This window comes from Pseudoclavibacter helvolus (genome assembly GCF_014191305.1).
GTDB lineage: Bacteria > Actinomycetota > Actinomycetes > Actinomycetales > Microbacteriaceae > Pseudoclavibacter > Pseudoclavibacter helvolus.
Map to the genome: position 1 here is coordinate 506,709 of NZ_JACHWJ010000001.1, position 21,905 is coordinate 528,613.

At 68.7% G+C, this 21,905-nt stretch carries 17 protein-coding genes; 13 read left to right on the forward strand and 4 right to left on the reverse strand.

Annotated elements, in window-relative coordinates:
• Positions 1 to 99 precede the first annotated feature (99 nt).
• On the forward strand, positions 100 to 1,230 hold the full coding sequence (locus FHX72_RS02310; protein ID WP_183622808.1) for a baeRF11 domain-containing protein: 1,131 nt from the start codon (positions 100 to 102) through the stop codon (positions 1,228 to 1,230).
• 85 nt (positions 1,231 to 1,315) lie between these two features.
• Here the strand turns inward: FHX72_RS02310 and FHX72_RS02315 are convergent, their stop codons facing one another.
• A complete protein-coding gene (locus tag FHX72_RS02315) occupies positions 1,316 to 3,022 on the reverse strand; it encodes a cation:proton antiporter (RefSeq protein WP_183622810.1) in 1,707 nt (568 codons plus the stop codon).
• 192 nt (positions 3,023 to 3,214) lie between these two features.
• On the opposite strand from FHX72_RS02315, the gene FHX72_RS02320 reads away from it, so the two are divergent.
• A complete protein-coding gene (locus FHX72_RS02320; RefSeq protein WP_183622812.1) occupies positions 3,215 to 4,486 on the forward strand; it encodes an LLM class flavin-dependent oxidoreductase in 1,272 nt (423 codons plus the stop codon).
• A complete protein-coding gene (locus FHX72_RS02325; protein WP_068493291.1) occupies positions 4,483 to 5,880 on the forward strand; it encodes an NtaA/DmoA family FMN-dependent monooxygenase in 1,398 nt (465 codons plus the stop codon). Before FHX72_RS02320 ends, FHX72_RS02325 begins: the two co-directional genes overlap by 4 nt.
• On the opposite strand, the gene FHX72_RS02330 is transcribed toward FHX72_RS02325, so the two are convergent.
• Positions 5,844 to 7,295 (reverse strand): XRE family transcriptional regulator, encoded by a 1,452-nt coding sequence (locus FHX72_RS02330; RefSeq protein WP_183622814.1) that lies wholly within the window; start codon positions 7,293 to 7,295, stop codon positions 5,844 to 5,846. The genes FHX72_RS02325 and FHX72_RS02330 overlap by 37 nt on opposite strands.
• Before the next feature lie 134 nt (positions 7,296 to 7,429).
• Between FHX72_RS02330 and aceA the strand changes: the two genes are divergently transcribed.
• Both aceA and aceB read left to right on the forward strand, forming a co-directional pair.
• Positions 7,430 to 8,740, forward strand: a complete 1,311-nt coding sequence (aceA, locus tag FHX72_RS02335) for an isocitrate lyase (protein WP_183622816.1) — start codon at positions 7,430 to 7,432, stop codon at positions 8,738 to 8,740.
• A gap of 89 nt (positions 8,741 to 8,829) precedes the next feature.
• Positions 8,830 to 10,491 (forward strand): malate synthase A, encoded by a 1,662-nt coding sequence (gene aceB / locus FHX72_RS02340; RefSeq protein ID WP_183622818.1) that lies wholly within the window; start codon positions 8,830 to 8,832, stop codon positions 10,489 to 10,491.
• Between the two features lie 38 nt (positions 10,492 to 10,529).
• Here aceB and FHX72_RS02345 read toward each other — a convergent pair whose 3' ends face one another.
• A complete protein-coding gene (locus FHX72_RS02345) occupies positions 10,530 to 11,228 on the reverse strand; it encodes a MarR family transcriptional regulator (RefSeq protein WP_082775131.1) in 699 nt (232 codons plus the stop codon).
• Between the two features lie 60 nt (positions 11,229 to 11,288).
• On the opposite strand from FHX72_RS02345, the gene FHX72_RS02350 reads away from it, so the two are divergent.
• The 8 genes from FHX72_RS02350 (at position 11,289) to FHX72_RS02385 (ending at position 20,969) form a co-directional block, all read left to right on the forward strand.
• Positions 11,289 to 12,173 (forward strand): VOC family protein, encoded by an 885-nt coding sequence (locus FHX72_RS02350; RefSeq protein ID WP_183622820.1) that lies wholly within the window; start codon positions 11,289 to 11,291, stop codon positions 12,171 to 12,173.
• Positions 12,170 to 12,817 carry an alpha/beta hydrolase gene (locus FHX72_RS02355; RefSeq protein WP_068478222.1) on the forward strand — a complete coding sequence of 216 codons (648 nt, stop codon included), beginning with the start codon at positions 12,170 to 12,172 and terminating at the stop codon, positions 12,815 to 12,817. The genes FHX72_RS02350 and FHX72_RS02355 overlap by 4 nt, the downstream gene beginning before the upstream one ends.
• A gap of 119 nt (positions 12,818 to 12,936) precedes the next feature.
• Complete coding sequence (locus FHX72_RS02360) at positions 12,937 to 14,538, forward strand: ABC transporter substrate-binding protein (protein ID WP_183622822.1); 1,602 nt, start codon at positions 12,937 to 12,939, stop codon at positions 14,536 to 14,538.
• Between the two features lie 4 nt (positions 14,539 to 14,542).
• Positions 14,543 to 15,580 (forward strand): ABC transporter permease, encoded by a 1,038-nt coding sequence (locus FHX72_RS02365; RefSeq protein ID WP_068478226.1) that lies wholly within the window; start codon positions 14,543 to 14,545, stop codon positions 15,578 to 15,580.
• A complete protein-coding gene (locus FHX72_RS02370; RefSeq protein WP_183622823.1) occupies positions 15,577 to 16,548 on the forward strand; it encodes an ABC transporter permease in 972 nt (323 codons plus the stop codon). Before FHX72_RS02365 ends, FHX72_RS02370 begins: the two co-directional genes overlap by 4 nt.
• Positions 16,545 to 18,215, forward strand: coding sequence for a dipeptide ABC transporter ATP-binding protein (locus FHX72_RS02375; RefSeq protein ID WP_183622825.1), 1,671 nt, complete (start codon positions 16,545 to 16,547; stop codon positions 18,213 to 18,215). The genes FHX72_RS02370 and FHX72_RS02375 overlap by 4 nt, the downstream gene beginning before the upstream one ends.
• Positions 18,212 to 20,254, forward strand: coding sequence for an FAD/NAD(P)-binding protein (locus tag FHX72_RS02380; protein ID WP_221186690.1), 2,043 nt, complete (start codon positions 18,212 to 18,214; stop codon positions 20,252 to 20,254). Before FHX72_RS02375 ends, FHX72_RS02380 begins: the two co-directional genes overlap by 4 nt.
• Positions 20,181 to 20,969 carry a DUF1684 domain-containing protein gene (locus tag FHX72_RS02385; RefSeq protein WP_183622827.1) on the forward strand — a complete coding sequence of 263 codons (789 nt, stop codon included), beginning with the start codon at positions 20,181 to 20,183 and terminating at the stop codon, positions 20,967 to 20,969. Before FHX72_RS02380 ends, FHX72_RS02385 begins: the two co-directional genes overlap by 74 nt.
• A 487-nt stretch (positions 20,970 to 21,456) precedes the next feature.
• Here FHX72_RS02385 and FHX72_RS02390 read toward each other — a convergent pair whose 3' ends face one another.
• Positions 21,457 to 21,885, reverse strand: coding sequence for an RNA-binding S4 domain-containing protein (locus tag FHX72_RS02390; protein WP_068478234.1), 429 nt, complete (start codon positions 21,883 to 21,885; stop codon positions 21,457 to 21,459).
• Positions 21,886 to 21,905: the final 20 nt, after the last annotated feature.

Sequence of the window (21,905 nt, forward strand, 5' to 3'; positions counted from 1 at the left end):
GCGTCCTGAGCCGTGCAAAGAGTGTGGAGGGGCCTAACCAGGTCAGTCTAGGCGCACCACGATGACCGAACTCTCAGGCCGGATCAATAGCGTGCAGAGATGTTGCCAAGTGATATTCCTACCCATGAAGATCTGCTTGAACTCACCGAGTACCGGGGCGAGGGCAGCGTCAGCATCGCCATCCCGGCCTCGAGCGCACCGAACGAGTCGGAGGCCCTGCGACTGGAGCTGCGCGCGGCAGTGAGCCAGGCCGCGAAGGAACTCGAGCAGCTCGGTCTCGACAAGTCTCAGATCGCGAAGATCCTCGATCCTGCCAAGCAGCTCGAATCCGATCCCGAGTTCTGGCGGGCGCAGTCCCGCTCGCTCGTCATCCTCGCCTCTCCCGACCGCTTCCGCACCTTCCGCCTCGCCAATCGTCTCGGTCAGCACGTCGCCGTGGGCGATCGATTCGATGTCGGCGCGCTCCTGCGCGCCACGACGTTCCCCAACTGCGGGTTCGTGCTCGGGCTCTCGCGTGGAGAGGTGACGCTCTTCGAGGTACTCGCCGACGCCAAGCCGCGCCAGCTCCCCATCGAGGGGCTCCCTGACGACCTCCCCTCGGTGCTCGAGCACGCGACAACGGGCGGGCGCTTCGACCGGCAGCGTGCGCAGGGAACGACGGGCGACCGCATCGGCCACGAGCGCTTCGCGCGGATCGTGCAGGAGCAGGTCATACCGATCCTCCGAGAGTCGGGCGCTCCGCTCATCCTCGCCGCGACGGGAGACTTCGACACCGCCTATCGTGCCGTGAACGAGTACCAGGGGCTCCTCGAGCAGCGCATCGGCGCGCATCCGGGCTCGCTGGCTGCCGGTGAGCTCGACGCAAAGGCGAGGGGCATCCTCGACGACCACTACCGCGGCGAGATCAACTCGTGGCGGGAGGAGTTCGGGACCAAGCGAAGCAATGGGCATGCGACGACGTCGATCAACGAGGTCGCGAAGGCCGCCTCGCAGGGCGCGATCGCCGAACTCTACTTCGACATGGACTCCACCCTTGAAGGCGAGCTCGACGAGCACGGCAAGCTCACGCGAGCCGACGTGCCTGGCCCGCACACGTACGCGATCGTCGACGAGGTCGCCGCGCGTGCCCTCAAGCACGGCGCCAAGGTGAGGGCCGTGCGGCGAGGTGATCTTGTCGACGGCGCTGAGGTCGCCGCGACTCTGCGCTACCCGCTCGAGGCGACGGCCTAGCCGACACAGCACGCACCGAACCGGCGGGGCGCTGGCTCAAGGCGAGCCGGCGCCCCGCCCTCGCGCCGGGATTCGTCTGTGCGCGTCACGCGCCGCCGAAGCGCAGCGCCTCGGCGTCGAGGCGGTGCTGCGCCTGCTCGATCGTCCGTGACGAGTAGCTGCCGGACGATCGTGCGTCGAGCAGCGCGAGCTGGGCGTTCTCGAGCAGGATGCGCGTCAGCTCCCGCCGCTGGACGTGCGTGTCCTCAGCGTCTTCGTCGAGATCGACGGGCTTCGACAGGATCCGCCCCATTCGAGAAGCGACGGCTCGCGCGTTCTCGAGCACCTCCGGGTCGTACTCGCCGCCGTCCGCTCGGCGAAGATCGGGGTTCGCGAGTGACTCCTTGGCGACGTCGAACACCTCGTCGGCGAGGCTCGCGAGCTCCCGCGCGTCGGCGTCGGCGTCGGTGCCTGTCACGTCGAGCTTCCTGATGAGCAGCGGGAGGGTGCCGCCCTGGACGACAAGCGTCACTATGGCGACCGTGAACGCGATCAGCACGAGCTGTGGCCTGTAGGGGAAGTCCGCCGGCAGCGACTGCGCCGCCGCGAGCGTGACGACGCCGCGCATGCCCGACCAGGCGAGCACGGCACCGCCCCGCCACCCGAGCCCTTCGTCGCGGTAGAAGGCGATATCCGCGCTCGCTCGCTTGGCGCGATCGACGATCCGAGGCTTGGCGCCCTCGAGGCCAGGAGCGGTGACTCGCTTGAGGAACTGCTCCACCCGCGGGGCCACCAGCTCTGCACGACGCTGCTCACTCCGGAGCGAGAGCACAAGCGGGATCACGAAGAGCACCCGGATGATGACAAGCGCGAGCGTCGCGAGCAGCCCGATGCCGACCGCGTGCAGGAGACCGATGCCGTCCGCGTCACCGTCGACCGACTCGATGAGCGCCGACAGCTCGAAGCCCATGAGCAGGAACACGCCGTTCTCGAGCAGGAGCTGCGCCGTGCGCCAGTTGGTTCGCTCGCTCATGCGGTCTTGCGGGCTGAAGCGGCTCGCGCTGGCGTGGCCCGTGATAAGCCCGGCGACGACCACCGCGAGCACGCCGGAGCCACCGACCTCCTCGGTCGGCACGTAGGCGAGGAACGGCACCGTGAACGAGATCGCCGTCGTGAGCACGGCGCTGTTGAGCTTCGAGCGGATGTAGACGGTGACGGCGCCGACGACGGCCCCGAGCACGACGGCAAGCGTGACGGCGAGCACGAAGTCGCCGACGGCCCCCCAGAAGGAGAGCGCGCCTGCCGTTGCCGCTATGGCACTGCGCAGCATGACGAGGGCCGTCGCGTCGTTGACGAGTCCTTCGCCCTCGAGCACGGTCACGAGGCGAGGTGGAAGTCCGAGGCGCTTGCCAACGGCCGTCGCGGCCACCGCGTCTGGTGGGCTGATGACTGCGCCGAGGGCGATCGCGGCCGCCAAGTTGAGGTCGGGGAGGAGCGCGAAGAGGAGGAGCCCGCTGCCGAACGCCGAGATGATGACGAGCAGTACGGAGAGGCCCGTGATGGAGCGCAGGTTGCGCCTGAAGTCGGTCAGGGGCACATTCACGGCGGCCGAGTACAGGATGGGCGGGAGCACGATCGTGAGGATCAACTCTGGCGGGAACTCGAAGTCGGGTACGCCCGGCAGGTACCCGACGCCGATGCCCACGAGGACAAGAAGGATGGGGGCTGCCACCCCGAGCCTCGGGGCGATGGCGGCGACCGCGACGATGATGAGAACCGCCGCGACGCCGAAGACTGCGAGTTCGAGCTCCATGGAACAGCAAACTAATCGGCGAGGGATGGGAGGCGGATGCCCCTCGCGCGTCGTAATGTTGCACTCCATTTCGGCGGGTGACGTCGACGGGCTTCCTGTGCCGCCCCTGCGCCATACGATCGGGCAACCCGGAACGATGCAGGCCTCTGCGCTCAGCCGAATCCGGGCCCCCGATCCCGTGAGAGAGGCACCATGTCGAGACGCCAAGGCCCCGGACGCTTCACGATCGGAATCGCGCTGCAGGGCGCGGGCTGGCACCCAGCGGCATGGACAGTCCTGCCGCGCGGCGACGGGACGAGGCTCTCCGAGCTCGGCTATTGGCGAGACCTCGTGCAGCACGCCGAGCGAGCCGGCATCGACTACGTCACGTTCGAGGACGCCTTCCAGATCGAAGGCAGCGCCCCAGATTGGGAGGCCTCGCGCGAGCTGGCGGAGGTCTCGCTCGACGCGACCCTCCTCGCCGCCGCGCTGGCGCCACGGACGAAGCGCATCGGACTCGTCCCGACGATCGGGCTGACACACGCGGAGCCCTTCCACGCGGCCACGAGCATCCAGACCCTCGACCACGTCTCGCTTGGGCGCGCCGGCCTGCGGGCGAAGCTCAGCGCGAGCGCAGCGGAGGCGGCCAGCTTCGGGCGCAAGAGCTCGCTCGGCCTCGACGCGATCTTCGCCGAGGGCACGGACTCCGTCGAGGCGATCCGCCGACTTTGGGACAGCTGGGAGGACGACGCCGTCATCCGCGACCCCGAGACCGGGCGGTTCATCGACGCCGACCGCCTGCACTACGCCGATTTCGAGGGGGAGCACTTCAGCGTCAAGGGGCCGTCGATCGTGCCGCGGTCACCGCAGGGCCAGCCTCCCGTCTTCGCGCTTGCACAGACCGAGGAGTCGTTCGACTTTGCCGCGCGGCAGGCCGACGTTGTGTTTGTCACCCCCGGCCGTTCGACGGTCGCCGAGCTCGTCGCGGCGATCAGGGAGGCTGAGCAGCGCGTCGGGCGTACGGGCGAGCCGCTCCGTATCGTCGCCGACCTCGAGATCTTCCTCGGCGACGAGGACGGGTCCACCGAGGAGCACTTCAGGGCCCTCGACGAGCGCGTCCGCGTCGACTCCGGGTACCGCAGCGACACGAGGGTCGTCGTTCGCTCGAACGTCACGACGGCAGAGCTCATCGCCAAGTACGCGGATGCGGGCCTCGACGGCGTGCGCGTCCGCCCCCTCACCCACGGCGACGTCGCGGAGTTCGTCGACCGGGTCCGGCCCATGCTCGAGGCGCGCGGCATCGTCGCACCCCCGAACCCGCGGGAGAAGTCTCCGAGCCTGCGCAAGACGCTTGGGCTCGTTCCACGCCCCGCGAACCGGTTCGCCGCATCCCACGCAGAGCGACCTGGCACCCGCGGTGGCTCGGTCAATAGTGGCTCGGTCAACGGTGGCTCGGCCAACGCAAGAAAGGCGCAGCGCGCATGAGCGGAACCCCACTCAAGCAGGTCCACCTCGCAGCCCACTTCCCGGGGGTCAACAACACGACCATCTGGACGGATCCTGACGCGGGGAGCCAGATCGACCTCGCCTCGTTCCGCGCGTTCGCGGAGACCGCCGAGCGTGGAAGGTTCGACTACCTGTTCCTCGCCGAGGGACTCAGGCTGCGGGAGCACAAGGGCCGCATCCACGAGCTCGACGTCGTGGGACGCCCGAACACGCTCATCATCCTGGCCGCCCTCGCGAGCATCACGACGAACATCGGGCTCGTCGGCACGCTCTCCTCGACCTTCAACGAGCCGACCGACCTCGCGAGGCAGCTCGCGACGCTCGACCACCTCTCGGAAGGGCGGGCCGGCTGGAACGTCGTCACCTCGAGTGACGCCTTCCACGGCCAGAACTTCCGCCGAGGTGGCTTCCTCGAGTACGCGGAGCGATACGAGCGTGCTGAGGAGTTCGTCCGGCTCTCGAAGCGCCTCTGGGACTCGTGGGAGGCCGACGCGATCGCCGCGAACCCTGGCCGCGGCGAGTACCTCCGCGCGGACGGCGTGCGCCGCGTCAACCACGTCGGCAAGCACTTCGACATCGAGACAATCTCGAACGTCCCACGCAGCCCGCAGCGCTACCCCGTGATCGTGCAGGCGGGCGACTCGCCCGCGGGCCGCGACTTCGCGTCCGCCAACGCCGAGATCATCTTCTCGCTCCACGCCGCCTTCGAGGACGGCAAGCGCTTCTACGACGACGTCAAGGGGCGCCTGCCAGCCGTCGGGCGCTCGAGGGACTCGCTGCTCATCATGCCGGCAGCGACGTTTGTCGTCGGCGACTCCGAGGCGGATGCGCGTGAGCGTTCCCGCGAGGAGTCGCTTGCCCAGGTCAGCCCGCAGACGGCAATCGCGATGCTGGAACAGGTGTGGGGAAGAGACTTGTCCGGCGTCGACCCCGACGGCCCGCTTCCCGACCTCGAGCCAGGCGACGAGCTCATCCGCGCCGGTCAGGCCAACGACCTGTCCAAGCAGCGCGCTCAGATCTCGAAGTTCCGGGAGATCGCGGAGCGCGAGTCGCTCAGCGTGCGGGAGCTCATGGTGAAGCTCAACACCCGGCACACCTTCGTCGGCACCGGGTCGCACATCGCCGACGAGATCTCCCGCTACGTGCAGGGCGGGGCGTCCGACGGTTTTGTCATCGTCCCCTCCCTCATCCCGAACGGCCTCGATCGCTTCGTCGACGAGGTCATCCCCGAGCTGCAGGAGCGCGGCGTCTACCGCGAGGACTACACGCCTGGCGCGACTCTTCGCGAGACGTTGGGCCTGCCGGTCGAACCGCCGTCGGCCGAGGCATCGAGCGGTCAGCTGCTCGGAACTGGCGGCGTCGCCGGGGCGTGACGCTCGAGGAACTCGTACACCTCGACCTCGTCGACTCCGGGGAACGCTCCCGTCGGCATCGCCGCATGCAGTGAGGTGTGCAGGCGGGCGTTCGGGAACGAGGCGCCGGCCCACCTCGCGGTGAGCGACTCGGGCGGGCGTCTGCAGCAGTCGCCGTGCGGGCACGTCGACGTGTGTCTGCGCGGCGTCTCGCGGCCCGAGAACCACTTCGCGTGCTCGAATGCCGTGCCGACGCTCACCGAGAACGTGCCACGCGGGGTCGTCTGGATGCGGGAGGTGCACCAGTAGGTGCCAACCGGCTTGTCGGTGTACTGGTGGTACGGGCTGAAGCGGTCTTCGACGTCGAAGACGCGCCTCGCGCTCCATTGCCTGCACACGAACTGGCCCTCGACGGCCCCGAGCGCGTCGGTGGGGAAGCTCACGCTGTCGTTCTCGTACGCCTTAGAGATGACGCCGGACTCGCTCACCTTGAGGAAGTGGACCGGGATGCCGAGGTGGTGGGTTGCGAGGTTCGTGAACCGGTGGGCGGCCGTCTCGTAGCTCACGCCGTAGGCGTCGCGCAGATCCTCGACGGAGAGGGCGCGGCGCTCCTTGGCCCCGGACATGAGCTTGGCCGCGCCGTGTTCCGGGATGAGGAGCGCGCCCGTGAAGTAGTTCGTCTCCACCCGCTGGAGGAGGAACTCTGCGTAGTCGCGCGGGGCCTCGTGGCCGAGCACGTAGCTCGAGATGGTCTGCAGGATGATCGATCGCGGGTCCGCATCCGGAGACTGGGAGAGCGGCACGTAGATGCGCCCGTGTCTCCGGTCGATCACCGAGCGGGTGGAGACGGGGAGGTCACGCACGTAGTGCAGCGTCAGCCCCAGATGCGCCGCGATATCGGCTGCCGTGCGCTGCGAGAGCGGGCCGTCGTCGTGCCCGACGCTCGCGAGCAGCGCGGCCGCCCGCTCCTCGATCTCCGGGTAGTAGTTGTCCCGTTCGCGCATGGCGAGGCGGAGCTCCGTGTTCGCTCGCCTCGCCTCCTCCGGGGTCGCCGCCCGCTCCGAGTCGATCCTCGCGAGCTCGCGGTAGAGCGCCAGGATCGTCTCGATGGCCTCGTCGCTCAGCGCGCGACGGATGCGAAGTGGCTCGAGTCCAAGGGCAAGCGCGATCCTCCCGGCCTGCGCCCGCTCGAGCTCCACCTCGAGGGCAGCTCGCTTCGAGAGCGGGGCGTCGGAGAGCAGTTCGTCGACCGTCACGCCGAAGAGGCGCGCAAACGCCTGCAGCTCCGAGAGTCGAACCTCCCGCTTCCCGGTCTCGATCGCGGAGACCTGTGACGGCGCGCGCTCGATCGCAGTCCCGAGCGTCTCGAGGGTGAGGCCCCGCTCCTGTCTGAGTGAGCGGATGCGTCGGCCGAGGGTCAGAACGTCGATGTCCATGCAGGCCACCGTGCCACACGCATCCTTCTGTGCGCTAGAAGAATTGGCAGATTTCTAGCGAGAATCTCCTGATTTGGTGGCTGATTCGGCACAGGATCAACACATCCACAGTTTTTCGAGCAAAGGAGCTCACCATGAACGAGACGACCCACCAGGCGCCAGAGGCGGCGCAGGCGAAGGCCGCGGCGATCGAGACGGCCTGGAAGACCGAGGCCCGCTGGAGCGGGATCACCCGCGACTTCTCCGCCGAGGACGTCGTCGCGCTCCGGGGGAGCGTCGTCGAGGAGCAGACGCTCGCGAGGCGAGGCGCCGAGCGTCTCTGGGACCTGGTGAACGGCGAGGACGGGAGCTGGGTCGCAGCTCTCGGCGCCCTCACCGGCAACCAGGCCGTGCAGCAGGTGCGAGCCGGCCTGAAGGCCATCTACCTCTCGGGATGGCAGGTCGCGGCGGACGCGAACCTCTCCGGCCAGACCTACCCGGACCAGAGCCTCTACCCGGCGAACTCCGTCCCGGCCGTCGTGCGTCGCATCAACAACGCCCTCCTGCGGGCGGACCAGATCGAGACGGCCGAGGACGGGGCGCCGAGCCGCGACTGGCTCGCGCCGATCGTCGCCGACGCGGAGGCCGGCTTCGGCGGCCCGCTCAACGCCTACGAGCTCATGGCCTCCATGATCCAGGCCGGTGCCGCTGGCGTGCACTGGGAAGACCAGCTCGCGAGCGAGAAGAAGTGCGGGCACATGGGTGGCAAGGTGCTCGTGCCGACCCAGCAGCACATCCGCACCCTCAACGCCGCGCGCCTCGCCGCCGACGTCGCTGGGGTACCAAGCGTCATCATCGCGAGAACCGACTCGCTCGCCGCCAACCTCATCACGAGCGACGTCGACGAGCGCGACCGGGCGTTCCTGACGGGGGAGCGAACCGCGGAGGGCTTCTACGAGACGAAGCCCGGCATCGAGACGGTGCTCGCGCGAGGCCACGCCTACGCGCCGTACGCCGACCTGCTCTGGGTCGAGAGCGGCGAGCCTGATCTCGAGCTCGCTCGAACCTTCGCGGAGAGCATCCACGCAGAGTTCCCCGGCAAGAAGCTCGCCTACAACTGCTCGCCCTCGTTCAACTGGAAGCGTCACCTCGACGACGCGCAGATCGCGGCGTTCCAGCGGGAGCTCGCGGCGATGGGCTACACGTTCCAGTTCATCACCCTCGCTGGGTTCCACGCGCTCAACCACTCGATGTACACGCTCGCCCGCGACTACAGCGCCCGCCACATGAGCGCCTACGTCGACCTGCAGGAGGCCGAGTTCGCGAGCGAAGCAGACGGCTACACCGCCACCAAGCACCAGCGGGAAGTCGGCACCGGCTACTTCGACCGCTTGTCCTCGAGTCTCAACCGGAGCAGCTCGACCCTCGCGCTTGTCGGCTCCACCGAGTCAGAGCAGTTCCACTGAACCCCGCGGCTTCGCTGACCTCACCGACCTCGCAGACTTCACCGACCTCGCAGACCTCACTGCCCCAAGACACGAAAGCAGCCACCACCATGAACACCATTCCAGAGCCACGACTCAAGGTCACGGGACCCACCGGCGACCGCTTCGACGAGATCCTCACGCGCGAAGCCCTCGAATTTGTCCTCCGGCTCCACGACCAGTTCGCCGGCAGACGCCACGAGCGACTCCTTGCGCGGATGGACGGCCGCAAGGCTGTCGAGAACGGACGCGACTTCCGCTTCCTCAGCGAGACGTCCGCCATCAGAGAGGACCGCACCTGGCGGGTCGCGGGGGCAGGCCCCGGCCTCGAGGACCGTCGCGTCGAGATCACCGGGCCCACCGACCGCAAGATGACGATCAACGCCCTCAACTCCGGGGCGAACGCCTGGCTGGCCGACCTCGAGGACGCGACGAGTCCGACGTGGCAGAACATCGTCGGCGGCCAGGTCTCGCTGCTCGACGCTGTCAGGGATCGCATCGAGTACACGAGCCCAGAAGGCAAGGAGTACGCGGTCACGGCCGAGTCGACGCCGACGATCATCGTGCGCCCCAGAGGCTGGCACCTCGTCGAGAAGCACCTGAGCTACACCGACCGCTCTGGGCAGCAGCGTCCCGCCTCCGGATCCCTCGTCGACTTCGGGCTGTACTTCTTCCATAATGCGAGGGAGCTCATCAACCGCGGCCGCGGCCCGTACTTCTACCTGCCCAAGCTCGAGAATCACCTCGAAGCGCGCCTCTGGGACGACGTCTTCACCTTCTCGGAGCTGGCGCTCGGTATCGACCACGGCACGATCAGGGCGACCGTGCTCATCGAGACGCTCCCAGCGGCGTTCGAGATGGACGAGATCCTCTACGAGCTGCGCGAGCACTGCGCCGGCCTCAACGCGGGGAGATGGGACTACATCTTCAGCTTCATCAAGCACTACCGCTCGCGCGGCCCCCAGTACGTCTTCCCCAACCGCGACAGGATCACCATGACGGTCCCGTTCATGCGCGCCTACACGGAACTGCTCGTGCGGACCTGCCACGCACGCGGCGCGCACGCCATCGGCGGCATGAGCGCCTTCATCCCGAACTCTCGCGAGCCGGAGGTCACGGCCCGCGCGCTCGAGAAGGTGCGGGCCGATAAGTCGAGGGAAGCTGCCGACGGGTTCGACGGCTCGTGGGTCGCGCATCCCGGTCTCATCGACGTCGCCCGTGCCGAGTTCGATGCCGTGCTCGACGGTGCCGCGAACCAGCTCGACCGGGACCGCTCAGACGTCGAGGTGACCGCAGCTCAGCTGCTCGACGTTCGCTCGCTCGAGAAGCACGTGACCGACGAGGGGGTTCGCGCCAACGTGTCCGTCGCGCTGCGCTACATCGAGAGCTGGCTTCGGGGCGTCGGTGCGGTCGCGATCGACAACCTCATGGAGGACGCGGCAACGGCAGAGATCTCGCGATCACAGCTCTGGCAGTGGATCGCGCAGGAGACCGTCACGGATTCAGGTACCCGGGTCACGCGGGGCCTCGTCGGCGCACTGCTCGAGGGGGCACTCAGCGACGCTCCCCGGTTCGAGGGCGACCGCTTCTCCGCCGCGGCAGAGATCCTCCGACGAGTGGCGCTCGAGGACGAGTTCCCGACGTTCCTCACGATCCCCGCCTACGCGCATCACCTGTGCGAGCGTCCGGTCGCGCCCAGAGTGGAGCGCGAGGCGCACCTCGCCGCCGCGTAGCCGTCAAAGGTGCTGAGGGTCAGGCCCCTGCCTGGCCCTCAGCGCTCGAGCGGTGAGAGTCCGCGGGCGTCGAGGGCCCCCTCGAGGATGCCGACGGCACGCGGTCCGACGCCGTGGAGGGAGAGCAGGTGCTCGCGGCTTGCGCCCGCGACGTCACCGAGGAGCGTCTGACCGACTTCCGCAAGCGCGCGAGTCGCCGGGGCGCCGATGCCCAGCCGTGCGAGCGGCTCGGAGTCGCCAGGTGCGGCGTCCGCTGCAATTCGGTGCACGCCGAAGCGATCTTCGGGGTCGATCCGACCGAGCAGCTTCTGGGAGATCCGGCCGAGCGTGCTGAACTCCTCGGGCGTGAGCGCGTCGACGATGAGCTCCCGGACCTTGGCGACGTGGCCAGGCGCCGTGTCCTCGAGGAATGACATGCCCCCGTCGCTGAGCTTCGCGATCTTCGCCCTTCGGTCACCGGGGTGGCTCGTGCGCTCGACATAGCCGCGCTGCTCGAGACCGAGGACAACCCGCGACAGGCGGGGGAGCGTGGCGTTCGTGCGCGTCGCGAGGTCGGTCATACGCAGGCTCCGACCCGGTGACTCGGAGAGCACCGCCATCACGAGATACTCATAGTGCGTGATGCCGGCGTCGTTGCCGAGCTGCGTGTCGAGCGCGCCGGGAAGGAGCTCGACGACCCCGATGAAGTGCAGCCAGGAGTGCTGCTCGTCGGCGGAGAGCCATCTGGGTTCGGTCATGCAGCCATTCTCGTGTCTTTTACTTGTAGATGCAAGTTTTTGAGTGCTACGGTTCCTGCCATGACGACAACAGATGGCGACAAGCTCGACGCAGGCACAGGCATGGGCCTCGTCTCCCTCCACGTCGGCGACCTCGCCGCGCAATCCGAGTACTACCGAACCGCGCTCGCGCTCGACCCCATCTCCGAGACCGATGGCGAGATCACCCTCGGACGAGGAGCCGTGCCGCTGGTGCGCCTCCGCCACACGCCAGGCCTCCCCGTCCCGTCGCGGCGCGCCGCAGGCCTCTTCCACACCGCTCTCCTCTTCGAGACTCCGAGCGACCTCGCCGCGACCGTGTACCGGGCGGCGCAGCACAATCGCTCGCAGTTCGTCGGGTCCTCCGACCACCACGTGAGCGAGGCCTTCTACTTCACCGACCCAGAGGGCAACGGCATCGAGCTCTACACCGACCGCCCCCGCGACACGTGGCTCGACGCCTCCGGTCGCATCGCGATGGCGACCGAGTACCTCGACCCGAACGCCTATCTTCGCGCCAACCTCGTCGAAGCGACGGCGGATGCGCCCCAGAGCGCCGGGGCCGACGTCGGCCACGTGCACCTGCAGGTCGGTGACGTCGACACCGCGAAGGGCTTCTACGTCGACACCCTCGGCTTCGAGACGACGACGACCTATCCTGGCGCCCTCTTCGTGAGTGCGGGCGGATACCACCACCACGTCGCCCTCAACGTGTGGAACAGCGCGGGCGCCGGCCCACGGGCCGCGACCCTCGGGCTCGGCCAGCTCACGATCGAGGTGCCAGCGCGCTCCGAGCTCGACGCGGTCTCCGACCGGCTGCGCAGCGCCGGCTTGCAGTTCGCCGACGACGGTGCAGCAATCACGGTCCTCGACCCGTGGAACTCCGAGGTTGTGCTCCGTACGCGCCGGCAGGCGGTGGCCGCATGAGCCGCCTCAAGATCACGACGGCACTCTCCTCGTTCGGTGGCGCAGCCGCCCGCGAGCCGGGCAACCGGCCGATCCTGCTGCTCATGCACGGCTACGGCTCGCACGAGGACGACCTCACGAGCCTGCTGCCCGCACTCGGCTCCCACTTCGACTGGGCCTCTCTGCGCGCGCCGCTTGTCCTGCGCGAGCAGACGCCGGCCGAGGTTGGCTCCTACGCGTGGGTGCCCATCGACCGTCCGGGCTTGCCCGACCCAGAGCAGGCCTCTGCCGCGACCGACGCGGTGCTCGCCTGGCTCGACGAACACACGCCGCCGGCAGCGAACGTCATCCCCATCGGCTTCTCGCAGGGAGGGCTCATGGTGACCCAGCTCCTGCGGCGCGACCCGCAGCGCTTCGAGCGGGGAGCCGTGCTCTCCGGCTTCTCCCTGCAAGGCGAGCAGCCGGGCGACGCGGAGCTTGCCCGCATCCGCCCCGCCGTGTACTTCGGGCGGGGCGACCGGGACCAGATCATCAGCGACGGGACCTTCGAGCGCACGACTGGCTGGCTCGCGGGTCACGCCACCGCGACCGAGCGGCTCTACGAGGGCCTCGCACACGGCATCTCGCCCCAGGAGCTCCAGGACCTCGCTGCGTTCCTGTCCTGACGGCTCGCCCCAGCAATGTGACCCCGCATGTCCTCCTGGTACCTGAAGTTTCGGCCGCCCGCTTCCGCGGGCGGCCGTCTTCTTAGTCTCGGGACATTCCCCACCATGAAGGAGTCCATATGACCCGCTCGACCAGATCGCTCTCCGCTGCCGCCCTCGCTGCGGTCGGGATGATGGCCCTGGCATCGTGTGCCGGGCAGTCTGGGGCGACTCCGGCGGCGGATGCGGACCCAGTTCAGGGCGGAAACCTGCGTGTCGGCATCCTCAGCGACATCGGATGCATCGACCCCGCCCAGGTCAGCAACAACAACAACGTCAACATCGCCCGTCAGACCGTCGCGTCGCTCACGGCGCAGGACGTCGAGACTGGAGAGGTGCTGCCGTGGCTCGCCGAGTCGTGGGAGATCTCCGACGACGCCAAGGAGTTCACCTTCAAGCTCGCTGAGGGCCCGACCTTCGCCGACGGCACCCCGATCGACGCGGAGGCCGTCAAAGCAAACGCCGAGGGCGTCCAGGCGCTTGGCGCGAAGTCCGCGCTCGGCAACCTCTACCTCGCCGGACTCGAGTCGGTGACCGTCGTCGACCCGCAGACGGTGACCTACACCTTCGCCGAGCCCTCCGCGCAGTTCCTGCAGGCAACCTCGACCTTCACCCTCGGCCTCGTCTCCACCGAGAGCACGAAGCTCAGCCAGGAACAGCGCTGCGCAGGCGACTACGTCGGTTCCGGCCCCTTCACGGTCGAGAGCTACACGCCGAACTCCGAGACCGTCCTCGCCGCCCGCGAGGACTACGCGTGGGGCGCATCCACCACGGGCAACACCGAGCGCCCGTACCTCGACACGATCACCTACTCCGTCATCCCTGAGGCATCGACGCTCACCGGCTCCCTCCAGTCTGGTCAGCTCGATGTGTCGACCGAAGTGTCGATCGTCGACCTCGCGGCCCTCGAGGGTGCAGGGGCGACGGTCGAGAACCGGGCAAACCCCGGCGTCGTCTACAACCTCATCCCCAACGCGTCGCACCCGATCCTCTCCGACGAGAAGGTGCGCCTCGCCGTGCAGAAGAGCATCAACCGCGAGGAGCTCCTCGCGCTCCTGACGCCGCAGGACAGCGCCGCGACGAGCGTGCTCGCCACCTCGACGCCGTACTACAGCGACAAGAGCGACATCCTCGAGTTCAACCCTGAGGACGCGGCCAAGCTGCTCGATGAGGCCGGCTGGACCGAATGCGCAGACGGAGTCCGCGAGAAGGACGGCCAGAAGCTGAGCTTCGAGCTCAACTACTGGCAGCCCACCACCAACGTGCTCGAGCAGGTGCAGGTGCAGCTGGCGGCCGTTGGCATCGACCTGCAGCTCCGCGAGGGTGCGATCGCCGACGTCACCGCCATCAACGACGGCACGCAGCCGTTCACCTGGGCCAACATCACGCGCGCCGACCCCGACGCGCTCCGTGTGTTCTTCTCGGCCGAGGGCGGCAACAAGTACAACTACCGCGAGGTAGGCCCGATCGACGAGGTCCTCAACTCGCAGGCCGCGATCATCGACGCGGATGCACGCCAGACCGAGGTCGACGCGGCCGTCACCCAGCTGCTCGAAGAGGGCTATGCTGTGCCCGTCATCCAGCTGTCGACGAACCTCGTCCAGGCGCCAGGCGTCCAGGGCGCCCAGTTCGAGGCCTCGAGCAGACTCGACTTCTCGGCAGCCTGGAAGGCCGCGGAGTAGCGCTATGGTCCGCTATTTCGCGTGGAGGCTCGCCCTGGGGATCCTGGTCCTCTGGGCGGCCTTCACGCTTTCGTTCCTCCTGCTCTACCTCCTCCCCGGTGATGCGGCCGCAGTGGCCGCCGCCGGGGGAGGCGAGGGCGCCGCCGACCCTGCCGCCATCGAGGCCCTGCGCGCGGAGCTCGGACTCGACGCCCCGTTCCACGAGCAGTACCTCGCGGCCCTCGGCGGTGCGCTAGTCCTCGACTTCGGCAGTTCCGTGCAGAACGGAATCCCCGCGACGGAGGTGCTCGCCCGCGCGCTGCCCTCCACAGCCACACTCGCCGGTGCCGCCCTTGTCCTCTCTGTCGTCGGGGGTGTCGGCCTTGCGCTCGTCAGCAACCTCGTCCGATCGTCGTGGCTCCGCGGCATCCTCCAGTCGCTGCCCTCGCTTGCCATCGCCGTCCCGACGTTCTGGCTCGGACTTCTCCTCCTGCAGGTCTTCTCGTTCCAGCTCGGCTGGGTGCCGGCCTTCGGGAGCACCGGTTTCGTCGGGCTCATCCTGCCGGCGCTCACACTGTCCATTCCGACGGGGGCCTACCTCGCCCAAGTTCTGACCCGCAGCCTCCACGAGACGCTCTCGAGGCCGTTCGTCGAGCAGGCCAGGGCGAAGGGCGCGGGAGACACGCGCATCCTCATCCGCCACGCTCTGCGCAACGCAGCCCTGCCGACGCTCACGATCGGCGGAGTGCTCGTGGGTCAGCTCCTCGCGGGCACCGTCGTCACCGAGACGGTCTTCTCCCGTGACGGCGTCGGCCGCATGATCGTGACGGCCGTCGCCAACCGCGACATCCCGCTCGTCATGATCGCGGTTGTGTTCGCCGCGGTTGTGTTTGTCGTGACCAACCTCATCGTCGACGCGCTCTACCCGCTCATCGACCCGCGCCTGACGCACTCCACGAAGCAGCAGCGTCCCTCGTCGAAGGGTCGCTCAACGTCGACGCTGACACCCGGGCTCGCCCCGACCGAGCCAGCCAAGGCAGCGAAGAACGAGGTCCCAGCATGAGCCAGCCTCTCCTCGAGACGGTGCCGGGCCTCACCCCGCTCAGCCGGACGGAGCGCTACGTCGCGCCAAGCAGTCTCGGAAACCCGGACAGTCAGGGCACCGCCGAGCGGACGCCACAGCCCGTGCCAGAGGCGGTCAAGCCGTCGTCGTTCGCACGCTTCAGCGGTCTGCTGCGCCTGCCGTCCCTCATCCTCGCGATCGCCGTGCTCGCCACGGTCATCGCCTGGGCGATCATCCCGTCCGTCTTCACGCCGTACGACGCCGTCAACGGAACGCTCCTCGATCGTCTCCAGCCACCGAGCGCCGCGCACCCGTTCGGCACCGACAATCTGGGCCGCGACACGCTCGCTCGATTCATCTACGGATCGCAGACCACGCTCCTGGCCTCCGGGCTCGCCGTGGTAATCGCCCTCGGTACCGGGGCGCTCCTCGGCCTGCTCGCCGGCTACCTGCGCGGCTTCGTCGACGAGGCGATCATGCGCTTCATGGACGTCATCCTCGCGATCCCGGCGCTCCTGCTCTCGCTCACGATCATCACGGGACTCGGCTTCGGGACGCTCAACATCGCCATCGCGGTCGGCCTCGCGTCGACGGCGGCGTTCGCGCGCATCATGCGCTCGCAGGTGCTCTCGGTCGCGACCGCCGGCTACATCGAGGCCGCGAAGCTCTCCGGCGCGCGCTGGCCCAGCATCATCTTCCGCCAGGTTCTGCCCGCCGCCATCACCCCGGTGCTCGCGCTCGCCGCAATCGAATTCGGCGCAGCCGTGCTCGCCATCTCCGCGCTTAGCTTCCTCGGCTTCGGGGCCCCGCCGCCCCAACCGGAATGGGGCGCGCTCATCTCCGAGGGACGCGACTACCTGCAGGCCGCCTGGTGGCTCACGACGCTGCCCGGCCTCGTGATCGTCGCGGTGGTGCTCTCCACGGCCCGCCTGTCCCGCTGGCTCCAAGAACGAGGAGACCGCTCATGACCTCAACGCAGTCACCTACCGTGGGACAGGCGCAGGATCCCGCCCAGCCCCTGCTCTCCGTGCGCGGCCTCCAGCTCGCGTACAAGGGCGCCACGACGCTCGCCGTCGCCGGCGTCTCCTTCGACGTCTACCCGGGCGAGCAGGTCGCGATCGTCGGTGAGTCCGGCTCCGGCAAGACGAGCGTCGCGAAGTCGATCGTCGACCTCCTCCCGTCGAGCACTGAAGTCAGCGCGGATGCGCTCCGCTACGACGGCCTCGATCTCACAGCCCTCACCCCACTCGAGTGGCGCGCCGTGCGCGGCGCGCGCATCGGCCTCATCCCGCAGGACCCCTCGGCGTCGCTCAACCCGCTGCAGACGGTCGGCGCGCAGGTCGCGGAGGTCCTTCTCATCCATGGCCTCGCGACGAAGCGGGACGCCCGCGCGCGGGCCGTCGAGCTCCTGGCGGATGCCGGCATCCCGGACGCCGCCAAGCGAGCCGCGCAGTACCCGCACCAGTTCTCCGGCGGCATGCGGCAGCGGGTCCTCATCGCGGCCGCGCTCGCCGCCTCGCCCGGCCTCATCATCGCCGACGAGCCCACGAGTGCCCTCGACGTGACGGTGCAGCGCCAGATCCTCGACTTGATCGCGGAACGTGCCGCCGTCGCCTCGACCTCGGTGCTCTTCATCACCCACGACCTGGGAGTGGCAGCCGACCGGGCAGACCGCATCCTGGTCATGCAACACGGCGTCATCGTCGAAGCCGGGCCAGCAGCGCAGGTGCTCGAGGACCCTCAGCACCCCTACACGAAGCGACTCGTCGCGGCGGCACCGACGAGGATCTCGACCAGGCTCGTGCCGGCGCATGGCGCACTCGCCATCGACCCGAGCAGGCCGGTGCTCGAGGTCTCCGGCCTCAGCAAGACATTCCGCCTCCCCGGCGGGGCACGGGTCGACGCGACCAAAGACGTGGCGTTCTCGATCGCTCGCGGCGAGAGCTACGCGCTCGTCGGAGAATCCGGCTCAGGCAAGAGCACCACGGCGCGGCTCGCGCTGCTGCTCGAGCGGCCCGACCAGGGCAGCATCCGCCTCGACGGCGTCGAGGTGGCAGGCGCCAAGGGCAGCGCGCTCAGGGCCTTCCGGCGCAGGACGGGACTCGTGCACCAGGACCCGTACTCCTCGCTCGACCCGCGCTTCACCGTCGCCGACTCCATCGAACAGCCCCTGCGCGCCTTCGGCGTCGGCGACAAGGTATCGAGGCGAGCACGCGTGCTCGAGCTCCTCGACGACGTCGCGCTCCCCGCGAGCTTCGCCGAGCGGCGCTCGACGCAGCTCTCCGGCGGGCAGCGCCAGCGCGTCGCCATCGCCAGCGCGCTCGCGCTCAACCCCGAGCTCATCGTGCTCGACGAGGCAGTGTCTGCGCTCGACGTCTCCGTGCAGGCTCAGATCCTTCAGCTGCTGGTCGACCTCCAGGCGGAGCACTCGCTGAGCTACCTCTTCATCACCCACGATCTCGCGGTCGTGCGGCAGATCGCGGACCGCGTCGGCGTGCTCCGCAGGGGAGAGCTCCTCGAGGAGGGCACGGTCGACGCGGTCTTCGAGCGCAGTACCAACGAGTACACGCGGGCGCTCGTCGACGCGATCCCGGGCGGACGGCCCACGGAGCGTGTCCTGGAGGCAATCGCATGACGTCAGCAACCAGGCTCATCGACGCCGACAGCAGCAAGGGGGCTCGGTGCATTGCCGTGCTCGGCGCGGGCCCGAGGGGCGCCGGACTCCTCGAACGAATCGTCGCGAACTACGTGGCCGACGACACCGGTCCGCTGGTCGTGCACCTCATCGACCCCCACCCGCCAGGCGCTGGTCGCATCTGGCGAGACGCCCAGTCTGGCCTTCTCAAGCTCAACTCGCTCGCAGCCGACGTCACGATGTTCACCGACGAGACGAGCACAATAGAAGGGCCGGTCCGAGAAGGACCATCGCTCGTCGAATGGGCGCAGCAGGCAACGAACGGTGAGCTGCCCGGCTACGACCTCGACGAGGAGGACGCGCAGGTTGCCGCAGAGGTGCGAACGCTCGGACCCGCGAGCTTCCCGACGCGTCGGCTCCAGAGCCGGTACCTCGGCTGGTTCTTTGAGCAAGCAGTCGACGCCGCGCCAGAAGGGCTGACCGTGCTTGTGCATACGGCGCAGGTGACGGGCGTCACGACGCTCGAGAACGGCTCCCAGCGAGTCGAGCTCGACACGGGAGACGGCCTCACTGTCAACGTGGTCGTCTACGCGCTCGGGCACTCTGGCACCCTCGTCCACGAGGGAACCAGAACCTCCGAGCTGAGTGACTTCGCCGCGCGCCACGACCTCGCCTACGTGCCGCCCTCGTTCACGGCAGACGCTGACTTCAGCGCCGTCGAGGCCGGCGAGCCCGTTATCGTCCGCGGGCTCGGCCTTGCCGCCGTCGACCTGCTTGTGCTCCTCACTGAGGGCCGCGGTGGAACGTTCGTGCCGAGCGCGGAAGAGGGACGCCTCAAGTACCTTCCGTCGGGGAGCGAGCCACGCATCCTCGTCGGCTCGAGGCGGGGAGTGCCCTACCACTCGAAGGTCACGAGCGTCCTGCAGGGTGAGCCTTTCGAAACCCGGTACTTCACGGCGGACATCGCCAGGGAGGTCGTAGCGCAGCACGAGATCCTCGACTTCCGCACCCACTTCTGGCCGCTCCTCGCGAAGGAGATGCTGCACGGCTATTACCGCGAGCTCTTCACAGGCCACCCTGAGCGCGTGCGCGTCTCCTGGGTCGAGTTCCGGGCCGACCTCGACCGCTTCGGCGCCCAGTCGCCAGAACTCCATGACGCAGTCATCGCCGCACTCGTCGACCCGAGCGACGAGCTTGACATCGAGACCTTCGACCACCCATTGCGCGGTGCCGCCGCGACCGACGTCGGCTCGGTGTCCGTCGTCCTGCACGACTACATCCGCGAAGACCTGCGCCGGCGGAACAGCCAGGGGAACAGCGAGAGCCAGGGACTCTTCCTTGCGCTGCTCTTCTCTTTCATGACCTTCGTCGAGTTCCAGGATGCGCCCAACTGGTCGCCGGCCTCGCTCGCGGGCGACGTCCGCGTCTGGTGGAAGGGCTTCTTCAGCTACGTCGCCTCCGGCCCCCCAGGGCACCGCCTCGACGAGCTCCTGGCGTTGAGCGAAGCCGGAGTCGTCCACTTCCTCGGCGGCGACCTCCGCGTGTGGGAGGACGAGCAGGCCGGGCTGTTCCGCGCAAAGGGCACGACCCTCGAGCGCCAGGTCTCGGCCCGCGCGCTCATCGACGCCTGGCTGCCAGACTCCGACGTCGCGCACACCGACAACGAGGCGCTTCGTCAGCTCATCGACTCCGGCGAGGGCCGCGAACGAGTTGCGGCCACGCCGGAGGGAAGCCTCGCGACCGGTGTCATCGAGGTGCGCCGCGCCGACTCGCGCGTCGTGAGGGCGGATGGGTCCGTGCATCCGCGCCGCTTCGCGGTCGGCCCCTACACGTCCAACCCGTTTGTCGGGGCGTTCTCACGCCCGAAGACCAACGCCGTGTCGTTCCGCGAGAACGACGCAGTCGCCTTGAGTACCTTGAGACTCATCGGCGAGATCAGCAGAGAGAACGAGGAGAGGGAGCAGCATGAGCACGCAGCAGAGCACCACTACCGGAGACCAGTTCGGCGAGCGTTGGGCGGCCTGGCACGACAGTCGTGAGCGTGCCGTCAGAGCTCCGTACGGGCCAGCGGCTCTCGTCGCGACGAACTGGCTTGCCGACGGCATCGGGTTGGAGCTCGAAGGCGTAGCGGGGTCCTGGACGATCGAGGACGGGGCCGTTGTTGGCACCGGACTCGCCGCGAGCGGCTACACCGACGCATCCGGTTCCGCGATCAGCGACAGGGTCACGCTCACGACAGGGGAGGAACTGCACGACGGCGATCGCATCCTCCGCGCCTTCGCTCGCGACGACCAGCGTGCGCTCCGCGTTCTTGACCCTCAGTCGCCCGGACGCTCGTCCCTGCTTGGTATCGACAGCTACGCGCCGGGTGACGACTATGTCGTCGCTGCCACCTTCCGCCCGTCCTCCGAGCAGGTCGACGTGCTCCAGGCAGATGGCTACGTCTCCAGGAAGGACCTCGGTGGCAAGCTCGACTTCGAGCTCGGCGGCTCAGCGTTCTCCATTGACGCCGACCACTCGGAGGCTGGCTTGCAGGTCGTCTTCGCGGACGCGACGAGCGGCGACGAGAGCTACCGGTTCCGGTTCCTGACTGTCCAGGCTCCGGGAGCTGACGGCACGACGACGATCGACTTCAACCGCGCCTACCTGCCGCCGTGCGCGTTCAGCGACCAGTTCGTCTGCCCGACGCCCGCCGCCGACAACCGCCTCACCGTGCCTGTCCGCGCAGGCGAGCGCAACGCCATGAAGGCGTAGGGCTCAAGGCTCGGAGCTGACGTCGCGCTGACGTCGCGCTGACGTCGCGTTGACGTCGCGTTGACGTCGAGCTGGCGCCGCGTTGGCGCCGCGTTGGCGCCGCGTTGGCGCCTCACCCTACGGCGGCACGATGTCGTGGCATCGGGCCCCCTTGGTGGCCAGATCTTGGGGTCGCCTGAACTTGAGGTGGTCTGATCTTCAGGTGTACTGATCTTCGGGTGACCGGCGCCCGGCATGCCCTGCGCGTGCTGTGGCCCGATCTCGAGGTCTACTGATCTTGACGTCTGCTGATCTTGGGGTGGCCGGCGCCTGACATGGCCTCCGCCTGCGGTGGCCTGATCGTTCACTGGCGCGATCCTAGTGAGGACCTGGTCTTTGTGAGGGCCTGGTCTTAGTGATGAGCTGTTCTTGCGGTGACTCGAGGTTGCGGTGACCACACTCTGGGCTGCCGGGGCTCACCGGGGCCCACCGTTCTTCGTCGGCCCCGTCAGTCGCCCGCGTCCCAGGGCTCAGGTTCAGTTTCGCGACCGCGGATCCGGTCGATCTCGCGACGCTCTCGCTTCGTGGGTCGTCCCGCCCCGCGGTCGCGGAAGCCAATCGGGGCTGTGAACTCGCGCGGGGGCGGCGGCGGCGAGTTGTCGATGAGCGCCTTCGCCGCGATCGGCGCGCCGACCCGCTTCTTGAGCAGCTCCTGGGCAACGAGGATGCGATCGCGGTCAGTGCGCACGCGCACCTCGTCGCCGACGTGGATGCGCTGTGCCGGCTTGGCCCGCTCACCGTCGATCTTCACGTGCCCTGCCTTGCAGGCGGCCGTCGCCGCGCTGCGCGTCTTGTAGATGCGCACGGCCCACAGCCACACGTCGACGCGCACCGACGCTGGTCCTGGCTGGTGGTAGCCGTGCTCGTCTCGATCCATCCGCTGATCGTATCGAGTCG

Bases quoted from the DNA above. Each gene is read 5' to 3' on its own strand.
- FHX72_RS02310 (WP_183622808.1), top strand. From the start codon at position 100: ATGTTGCCAAGTGATATTCCTACCCATGAAGATCTGCTTGAACTCACC.
- FHX72_RS02315 (WP_183622810.1), bottom strand. From the start codon at position 3,022: ATGGAGCTCGAACTCGCAGTCTTCGGCGTCGCGGCGGTTCTCATCATC.
- FHX72_RS02320 (WP_183622812.1), top strand. From the start codon at position 3,215: ATGTCGAGACGCCAAGGCCCCGGACGCTTCACGATCGGAATCGCGCTG.
- FHX72_RS02325 (WP_068493291.1), top strand. From the start codon at position 4,483: ATGAGCGGAACCCCACTCAAGCAGGTCCACCTCGCAGCCCACTTCCCG.
- FHX72_RS02330 (WP_183622814.1), bottom strand. From the start codon at position 7,295: ATGGACATCGACGTTCTGACCCTCGGCCGACGCATCCGCTCACTCAGA.
- aceA (WP_183622816.1), top strand. From the start codon at position 7,430: ATGAACGAGACGACCCACCAGGCGCCAGAGGCGGCGCAGGCGAAGGCC.
- aceB (WP_183622818.1), top strand. From the start codon at position 8,830: ATGAACACCATTCCAGAGCCACGACTCAAGGTCACGGGACCCACCGGC.
- FHX72_RS02345 (WP_082775131.1), bottom strand. From the start codon at position 11,228: ATGACCGAACCCAGATGGCTCTCCGCCGACGAGCAGCACTCCTGGCTG.
- FHX72_RS02350 (WP_183622820.1), top strand. From the start codon at position 11,289: ATGACGACAACAGATGGCGACAAGCTCGACGCAGGCACAGGCATGGGC.
- FHX72_RS02355 (WP_068478222.1), top strand. From the start codon at position 12,170: ATGAGCCGCCTCAAGATCACGACGGCACTCTCCTCGTTCGGTGGCGCA.
- FHX72_RS02360 (WP_183622822.1), top strand. From the start codon at position 12,937: ATGACCCGCTCGACCAGATCGCTCTCCGCTGCCGCCCTCGCTGCGGTC.
- FHX72_RS02365 (WP_068478226.1), top strand. From the start codon at position 14,543: ATGGTCCGCTATTTCGCGTGGAGGCTCGCCCTGGGGATCCTGGTCCTC.
- FHX72_RS02370 (WP_183622823.1), top strand. From the start codon at position 15,577: ATGAGCCAGCCTCTCCTCGAGACGGTGCCGGGCCTCACCCCGCTCAGC.
- FHX72_RS02375 (WP_183622825.1), top strand. From the start codon at position 16,545: ATGACCTCAACGCAGTCACCTACCGTGGGACAGGCGCAGGATCCCGCC.
- FHX72_RS02380 (WP_221186690.1), top strand. From the start codon at position 18,212: ATGACGTCAGCAACCAGGCTCATCGACGCCGACAGCAGCAAGGGGGCT.
- FHX72_RS02385 (WP_183622827.1), top strand. From the start codon at position 20,181: ATGAGCACGCAGCAGAGCACCACTACCGGAGACCAGTTCGGCGAGCGT.
- FHX72_RS02390 (WP_068478234.1), bottom strand. From the start codon at position 21,885: ATGGATCGAGACGAGCACGGCTACCACCAGCCAGGACCAGCGTCGGTG.